The 8,662-nt window shown below is 75.9% G+C and carries 1 protein-coding gene; it reads right to left on the minus strand.

Features of this window, described 5'->3' with window-relative positions; genetic code table 11:
* Positions 1–7: 7 nt before the first annotated feature.
* Positions 8–8,662 (minus strand): SDR family NAD(P)-dependent oxidoreductase (locus tag IE262_RS38840; RefSeq protein ID WP_373305240.1); only part of this gene is annotated, 8,655 nt, incomplete at its 5' end.

An 8,662-nucleotide genomic window follows, 5' to 3' on the forward strand; every position in this document is an offset into this window, starting at 1 on the left:
CGCGGGATCAGTGCCCCTCGGACTCCAGCGTCCGCAGCCACTCCTCCATCAGCCGGGCCGTCTCGTGGGACTGTTCGGCGATGAGCGTCTGGTGGGTGGCGTCGATCATGCGGGTGGTGTGGGCCGGCACGGGCGGGGCCTCGTCGCCGCGGTCGACCGCGGGCATGGAGGTGGTGCAGCGGATCAGGAGGCTCGGCACGCCGGTCTTGTAGCGTTCCGCGCCGCCCTTGGTCATCCGCAGGAACCACTGGGCCATCGCCGACAGCCGGGCGCTGTCGAGTTTCACCGCCGGCTTGTCCATGTCGGCGAGGTAGTTCTCGTGGAAGAGGTCCCAGTCGACGCCCTCCCCCGCCTGGTACGCGAGGCTGAGCGTGTCGAGCATGATCACGCCCTCGGGCCGGATGCCCCAGGTCTCCTCCAGTACGCCCGCCGCGCGGTAGGCGAAGGTGCCGCCCATGGAGTAGCCGACGAGGACGAACGGCTCTCCCTCGCTGGCCAGCAGGGCGCTCTCGGCGATGAGCCGTACGGCGGCCTCGCTGTCGGCGGGCAGCGCCTCGCCCTCCGCGAAGCCGAGCAGCGGCAGCGCGCTGACGTGCCGGCTGCCGCGGAACGGGGCCGCCATACGGGCGTACTGGTGCACGCCGCCGGTGGCGCCGGGCGCGCTGACGCAGATCAGCCGGGGCAGCGCGGGTCCCTCGGCCAGGGCTACGGGCTGCGGCAGTTCCGGTACCTCGGCGGTCAGCGTGACCTGGGGGCGGGTCGCGGCGACCGCCATCAGCAGCCTCATGGCCTCCAGGGTCTTTCCGTTCCTGACGGTGTCGAAGAACAGGTTGACCACGGAGTCGGGGGCGCTGTCCCGGGCGTTCGCGGTGAGGGTGCCGGGGCCGGCCGCCGCGCGGTCGCCGAGGGCGGCCACCTGGCCCTGGAGCCACTGGGCGAGCCGGGTGGGGGTGCGGTGGTCGAAGACCGCGGACGTCGGCACCCGCAGCCCGAGGGCTTCGCCGAGCTGGTTGCGCAACTCCAGGGCGATGAGCGAGTCGAAGCCCAGGGTGAGGAATTCGCGGCTGGGGTCCAGGGGCCCTTCCTCGCGTCGGCCGAGCAGCACCGCGGAGGTCTCCACGATGAGGTCGGTGAGCGCCGTGTGCTGCTCGGTGGCGTCGAGCCGGGCGAGCCGGTCGCGGAGTGTGGCGAAGGACCGGGTGGCGGTGGCGGCGGTGCGCCGGGCTCCGCCGAGCAGGCCGCGCAGCAGGGGCGGTACGTCGCCGCCGGGGCGGCTCCGGTCGATCCGCAGCGGTACGAGGTGGGCCTCGTCGCGGGTGAGCGCGGCGTCGAACAGGGCGAGCCCGAACTCCAGGCCGAGCGGCGGGGTCCCGGAGCGTTCCATGCGCTGCACGTCGGTCTCGGTGAGCTGCGCGGTCATGCCGGTGCGGCGGGCCCAGAACCCCCAGGACAGGGAGGTGGCGGGCAGCCCCCGTGCGCGGCGGTGCGCGGCGAGGGCGTCGAGGTAGGCGTTGGCGGCGGAGTAGCCGGCCTGGGCCTGGCTGCCGAGGACGCCGGAGACCGAGGAGTACAGGACGAACGCGGCGAGGTCCGACCCGCGGGTGGCGCGGTGCAGATGCCAGGCGCCGTCGGCCTTGGGGCGCAGCACGGCGGAGACCCGCTCGGGGGTGAGCGAGGGCAGCACGCCGTCGTCCAGGGCGCCCGCGGTGTGCACGACGGCGGTCAGCGGGTGGTTGGCGGGCACCGCGGCGAGCAGCGCGTCGACGGAGTCGGCGTCGGCGACGTCGCAGGCGGCGACGGTCACCGAGGCGCCGGCGTCGGTGAGTTCGGCCCGCAGGGCGTCGGCGCCGGGCGCGCTGTCACCGCTCCGGGACGCCAGCAGCAGGTGGCGTACGCCGTGCCGGGTGACCAGGTGCCGGGCGAGTTCGCCGCCGAGGCCGCCGGTGCCGCCGGTGATGAGGACGGTGCCGTCCGGGTTCCAGTCGGCGATGCCGCCGGTGGTGTCGGCCGGCTGATGGGCGGTGGTCCGGGCGAGCCTGGGCATGCGCGGGCGGCCGTCGCGGACCGCCCACTGTTCCTCCTCGGCGACGAGCAGGGCGGGCAGGGCGGTGGCGGAGGTTTCCGCGTCGTCGAGGTCGACCAGGACGAAGCGGCCCGGGTTCTCCGACTGGGCGGAGCGGACGAGGCCCCATACGGCGGCCGCGGCCGGGTCGGTCACGTCACCGCCGCCGGACGTGTCACCGCCGTCGGGGGCGACTGCGCCGCGCGTGACCAGGAGGAGCCGTGAGCGGTCGAGCCGTTCGTCGGCGAGCCAGTCCTGAAGCAGCGTCAGGGTCCGGTGGACGGTGTCGTGCACGGCGTCGGGTCCTTCACCGCCGGTGACGGAGAGGAGGAAGCCGTGCGGGACGGGGCCGTTGTCGCCGTCCTCGCCGATGGCGGCGGCGAAGGTGCCGGCGTAGGCGACCACGCTCTCCCCGGCCAGCGCCAGGGCCTGGCCGAGGCCGTGGCCGTCGTCGCCGACGACGGCCCAGCGGGCGCCCGCGGGTGCGGGCAGGTCGGCCGGCGCGGGTTCCCAGGTGAGGTGCAGCAGGGCGTCGCCCGGGTCGTCGGCCGGGGTGGCGGTGGGCCGGTCGGTGCCGGCGCGCAGGGTGAGGGTGCCGACGGTGACGACGGGGTCGCCCTCGACGTCGGTCGCGGCGATGGTGAGGGTGTCGGGTCCGGTGCGGACGATGCGGGCGCGCAGCACGGTGGCGCCGGAGGCGTGCAGGGTGACGTCCTGCCAGCCGAACGGCAGCATCCGCTCGTGGTTCTCCTCGCCCGCGTGGACGCCGGCGTGCAGGACGGCGTCCAGGAGCGCCGGGTGCAGTCCGAGGCCCTGGGTGGTGCCGGCCGGTTCGGGCAGGACGACCTCGGCGTAGGCGTCGTCGTCGAGCCGCCACACGCCGCGCAGCCCCTGGAAGGCGGGCCCGTAGTCGAGTCCGGCGCGGGCGTAGCGCTGGTAGAGGTCGCTGACGTCGACCTCGGTGGCGCCGGCGGGCGGCCACTCGGTGGTGTCGGGCGGGGCCGGGGTGGCGGGGTCGCGGGAGAGGACGCCGGTGGCGTGCAGCTGCCAGGGGGCGTCGCCGCGGGCCGGCCGGGAGTGGAACCGCAGGCCGCGCCGGCCCTCCTCGTCGGCGGCGTCGACCCGGACCTGCACCTGGACGGCTCCGCGTTCGGGCAGGACGAGCGGGGCGGCGATGGTGAGTTCGTCGACCCGGCCGCAGCCTGCGGCATCCCCCGCGCGGACGGCGAGTTCGAGGAATCCGGTGCCGGGGAAGAACACGGCGCCGGACACACGGTGTTGTCCGAGCCAGGGCTGTGCGGACAGGGACAGTGTGCCGGTGAGGACCAGGTCGCCGGAGTCGGCGACGGTGACGGCGGCGCCGAGCAGCGGGTGCCCGGTCGCGTCGAGGCCGGCACCGAACACGTCGGTGGTCGCGGCCCCGGCGGTGGGCCAGTACCGCTGCCGCTGGAAGGCGTACGTGGGCAGATCGACGGCCCGGGAACGGCCGGGGCCGGCCGCTGCCGCCCAGTCCACGGGGACGCCGCGGACGAAGGCTTCGGCGAGGGAGGTGAGCACCCGGTCCGTGCCGTCCTCGCCGCGCCGCAGCGTGCCGACGGCGACGGCGTCGGTGCCGGCCGCCTCGGCGCACGACTGGACGGCGCCGGTGAGCACGGGGTGCGGTCCGGACTCGACGAATCGTGTGCAGCCCTGTTCGAGGAGCGCGTGCACCGCGTCCGCGAACCGCACGGTCTGGCGCAGGTTGTGGTACCAGTACTCGGCGTCCATCGCGGCGGTGTCGAGGCGTTCGCCGGTGACCGTGGACAGCAGCGGGATCCGCGGGGCGCGGGGGGTGAGGGGCGCGAGGTCGGTGAGCAGGTCGGCGTGCAGGTCCGCGACGTGGGCGGAGTGGGAGGCGTAGTCGACGGCGATGCGCCTGACGCGGACGCCGTCGTCGGTGAGCCGGCCGAAGAACTCGTCGAGGGAGGCGGCGTCGCCACTGACGACGACCGCGTCGGGGGCGTTGACCGCGGCCAGGGACAGCCGCCCGTCCCAGGCGGCGAGGAGGGGCTCGACGTCGGCGGCGGGCAGCGGGACCGCGATCATGCCGCCGCGTCCGGCGAGCCGGCGGGCGATGGCCCGGCTGCGCAGGGCCACGACGCGGGCGCCGTCGGTCAGGGACAGCGCCCCGGCGACGACGGCCGCGGCGATCTCGCCCTGGGAGTGTCCGACGACCGCGTCCGGGGTGACGCCGTGCGCCTCCCAGACCGCGGCGAGCGCGACCATGACCGCCCAGGTGGCCGGTTGGACGACGTCCACGCGCTCCAGTGCGGGGGCGCCGTCGGCGCCGCGCAGGACGTCGGTGAGGGACCAGTCGGTGAATTCTGCGAGCGCGGCGGCGCATTCGGCGATGCGCGCGGCGAACACCGGGGACTCCTCCAGCAGCCGGGCACCCATGCCGGCCCACTGCGCGCCCTGCCCGGGGAAGACGAGCACGGTACGGCCCTCCCCGTCGGCGGTACCGCGCACGACGCCGGCCGTCACCGTGTCGCCCGCGGTGAGCGCGTCCAGTCCGGCGAGGAGGGCGTCGCGGCCGGTGCCGACGACGACCGCGCGGTGCTCGAAGACGGCCCGGTCGGTGGCGAGGGCGTGGGCGACGTCCGCGAGGTCCGGGGCGGGGTCGTGGGTGAGGCCGGCGGCGAGCGCGGCGGCCTGGCCGCGCAGGGCGGCGGGGGTGCGGGCGGACAGCACCCACGGCAGCGCGCGCTCGACCGTCGCGGCGCCCCTGTCGTCGTCCGGTGCCGACGGGACGGGCTCGGCGGCCTGTTCGAGGACGACGTGCGCGTTGGTGCCGCTGATGCCGAACGAGGACACGCCCGCCCGGCGGGGCCGGCCCGTGACCGGCCAGGGCCGGGCGCGGTCGAGCAGTTCCACCGGGCCCGTCGACCAGTCGACGTGCGACGACGGCGTCTCGACGTGCAGGGTGGGCGGCAGGGTGCCGTGGCGCAGGGCCATGACGGTCTTGATGACGCCGGCGACTCCGGCGGCGGCCTGGGTGTGGCCGATGTTGGACTTCACGGAGCCGAGCAGCAGCGGGCGGGCGCGCTCGGACGCCCCGAACACCGCCATCAGTGCCTCGGCCTCGATGGGGTCCCCGAGCGTCGTGCCGGTGCCGTGCGCCTCGACGGCGTCGATGTCCGCGGGCGTGAGTCCGGCGGCGCCGAGGGCCTGGCGGATGACGCGCTGCTGGGAGGGGCCGTTGGGGGCGCTGAGCCCGTTGGAGGCGCCGTCCTGGTTGACGGCGGAGCCGCGGACGACGGCGAGGACGCGGTGCCCGTGCCGTTCGGCGTCGGACAGCCGCTCCACGACGAGGACTCCGACGCCCTCGGACCAGCCGGTGCCGTCGGCCGCGTCGGAGAACGCCTTGCAGCGGCCGTCCCCGGCGAGGCCGCCCATGGCGGTGAAGCCGGAGAAGCTGGAGGAGCTGGTCATCACGGTGACGCCGCCGGCGAGGGCGAGTTCGCACTCGCCGCCGCGCAGCGCCTGGGCAGCCAGGTGCAGGGAGACCAGGGACGAGGAACAGGCCGTGTCGACGGTGGCCGCGGGCCCCTCCAGGCCGAACACGTAGGCGATACGGCCGGAGATGACGCTGGCCGCGAGGCCGGTACCGAGGTGGGTCGCCAAGTTCTCTGCGGTCCCGGCGGATCGGGAGACGAGTTCGGCGTAGTCCTGGCCGTTGGTGCCGACGAAGACGCCGGTGCGGCTGCCGCGCAGGGTGTGCGGGTCGATGCCGGCCCGCTCGAACGCCTCCCAGGTCGTCTCCAGCAGGACGCGCTGCTGCGGGTCCATCGCCAGGGCCTCGCGCGGGCTGATGCCGAAGAACTCCGGGTCGAAGTCGGCGACGTCGCTGAGGAATCCGCCCTCCGCGGTGGCGCTGTGCCCGCGGCCCGCCCCGGCGAGGACATCGAGGTCCCAGCCGCGGTCGGTGGGGAACGGGCCGATGGCGTCCCGGCCGCCCGCGACCAGCTCCCACAGGTCCTCCGGGGACCGGACGTCGCCAGGGAAGCGGCAGGCCATGCCGACGATCGCGAGGGGTTCGTCGGGGGCGGCCCGACCGGCCGGTAGCGGCGCGGGCGCCGCGACCGGCTCGCCGAGGACGGTGTCGAGGAGATGCTCGGCGAGGGTGCGGGGCCGCGGGTGGTCGAAGAGCAGACCGGCGGGCAGCGGCAGGCCGGTGACCCGGGCCAGCCGGGTGCGCAGCTCCATCGACGTCAGCGAATCGAACCCGAGGTCCTGGAAGGGCTTGTCCGGCCGGATCGCGGCGGGGTCGGGGTGGGCGAGGACGGCGGCGGCGTGGGTGCGCACCAGGTCGAGCAGCAGGGGCAACCGCTCACCGGGGGCCGTGGCGTGCAGCCGGTCCCGCAGCGCGCGGCGGGCTTCCTCACCGGCGGAGCGTGAAGTGCGGGCGGTGCGCAGGGCCTGGCGGCCGGCGGGGAGGGCGGCCAGGGCGGGCGACGGGCGGAGGCTGAACAGCGCCTGGAGGAACGGCGGATGCTGGAGGTCGGCGACCACGGTGACGGGATGCGGTTCGGCGACCAGTTCGGCGAGCGCGGTGAGCGCCGCGGCCGGGTCGAGCCGTGCGGCGCCGGAGGGCCGCTCCGCGTCCTGGACTCCGGCGGCCATGCCCGCCCCGTCCCAGGCGCCCCAGGCGACGGACGTGGCGGGCAGGCCCTCGGCCCGGCGGCGCTGGGCGAGCGCGTCCAGCACCGTGTTGGCCGCCGCGTAGTTGCCCTGCCCCGGGTTGCCGACCGCGCCGGCCACCGACGAGAACAGCACGAACGCGGACAGGTCGTGCTCGCGGGTCAGCTCGTCCAGCAGCAGCGCGGGTTCGGCCTTGGCGTGGAAGACGTCCGTGAACCTGTCGGGCGTCAGCCCGTCCAGCAGGGCGTCGTCGAGGACACCGGCGGCGTGGACGACGGCCGTGAGCGGCACGTCGGCCGGGATCGCCTCCAGCGCGGCCGAGAGCTCCGCGCGGTCGGCCGTGTCACACGCGGCGACGGTCACCCGCGCGCCCAGCCCGACCAGTTCGGCCTCCAACTCCTCGGCCCCGGGTGCCTGTCGGCCACGGCGGCTGAGCAGCAGCAGATGCTCCGCGCCGTGCTCCGCCGCCCACCGGGCCACATGACCGCCCAGCGCACCCGTACCACCCGTGATCAACACCGTGCCGGACGGCTCCCACACCGGGGCTCCCTCCTCTCCCGGCGCGGGCACGAAACGGCGACCGAAGACTCCGGCGCCGCGCACGGCGACCTCGTCCTCGTCACCGGGAGCGGCGAGGAAGGCGGTCAACCGGCGCAGTGCGGCGTCGTCCGGTTCCCCGGGCAGGTCGATCAACCCGCCCCACCGGTCCGGGTACTCCAGAGCGGCGACCCGCCCCAGACCCCACAGGGCCGCCTGCGCGGGATCGGCGGGGCCCTCACCGGGAGCGGTGGTGACGGCGCCGCTGGTCACGGACCACACGGGCGCGGCGAGACCGGCGTCGTCGAGAGCCTGGACGAGCAGAGCCGTCGCGGGCGTGCCTGCGGGGACTTCACCGGAGAGCGTGGTGGTGTCGGCGGCCAGCAGGGACACGACGCGGGTGATGTGCGGATCTGTGGCGCCGCTCGGCACGAACTGCCGTATCCGCTCCGCGAGTTCGGCACGGTCGGTGCCGTCCGCGACGAGCAGCGCGGTGTCCGGGCCGAGCGCGTCGGCGACGGCGCGGGCCCAGGGCGCGGCGTCCGGGTCGGCGGGCAGGACCACGAGCCAGGTGCCTTCGCGGCGGCCGGGCGCCGTGGCGGTCAGCGGCTGCCAGGTCTCGCGGTGACGCCAGGCGTCGACGGTCGTCCGTACCCGGCTGCGGCTGCGCCAGGACGACAGCGCGGGGACGATCGCGTCGAGCGCGTCCGGGGCCACGTCGAGGCGCCCGGCGAGGGCGGGGATGTCCGCCCGCTCCACCGCGGCCCAGAACTCGGCGTCCGCGCCGGAGCCCTGCGGTGCAGGGTCGGCGGCCTCGGGCCAGTACCGGGACCGCTGGAAGGCGTAGGTGGGCAGGTCGACGCGGCGGGCACCGGTGCCCGCGAAGAACGCGGGCCAGTCCACGGGGACACCGGTGGTGTGGAGCCGGGCCAGCGCGGTCACGGCGGCCGTCTCCTCGTCGTGGTCCCGGCGCAGCAGCGGTACGACCTCGGTGGCGTCCGGCACGCTCGCCGGAACCTGCGGGGTGAGAACGGCGTCCGGGCCGATCTCCAGGAAGTGCCGCACCCCCGCGTCCGCGAGCGCCCGCAGCGCGTCGGAGAACCGCACGGTCTCCCGGACGTGACGCACCCAGTGCTCGACGGAACGCCCGTCATCGCCCGACAGGGTGGAGACCAGCCGCAGGGAGGGTTCGCCGAAGGTCAGGCCGGTGAGGGCGGTGCGGAAGTCGTCGAGCATGGGGTCCATCAACGGCGAGTGGAAGGCATGGCTCACCGACAGACGCGTGTGCCGCCGCTCCCCCAGCGCCCCCAATACCCGCCCGACCTCATCCTCGCTACCGGAAAGCACCACCGAACGCGGCCCGTTCACCGCAGCCAGCGCCAC

This window comes from Streptomyces bluensis (assembly GCF_014650715.1).
GTDB classification, from domain to species: domain Bacteria; phylum Actinomycetota; class Actinomycetes; order Streptomycetales; family Streptomycetaceae; genus Streptomyces; species Streptomyces bluensis.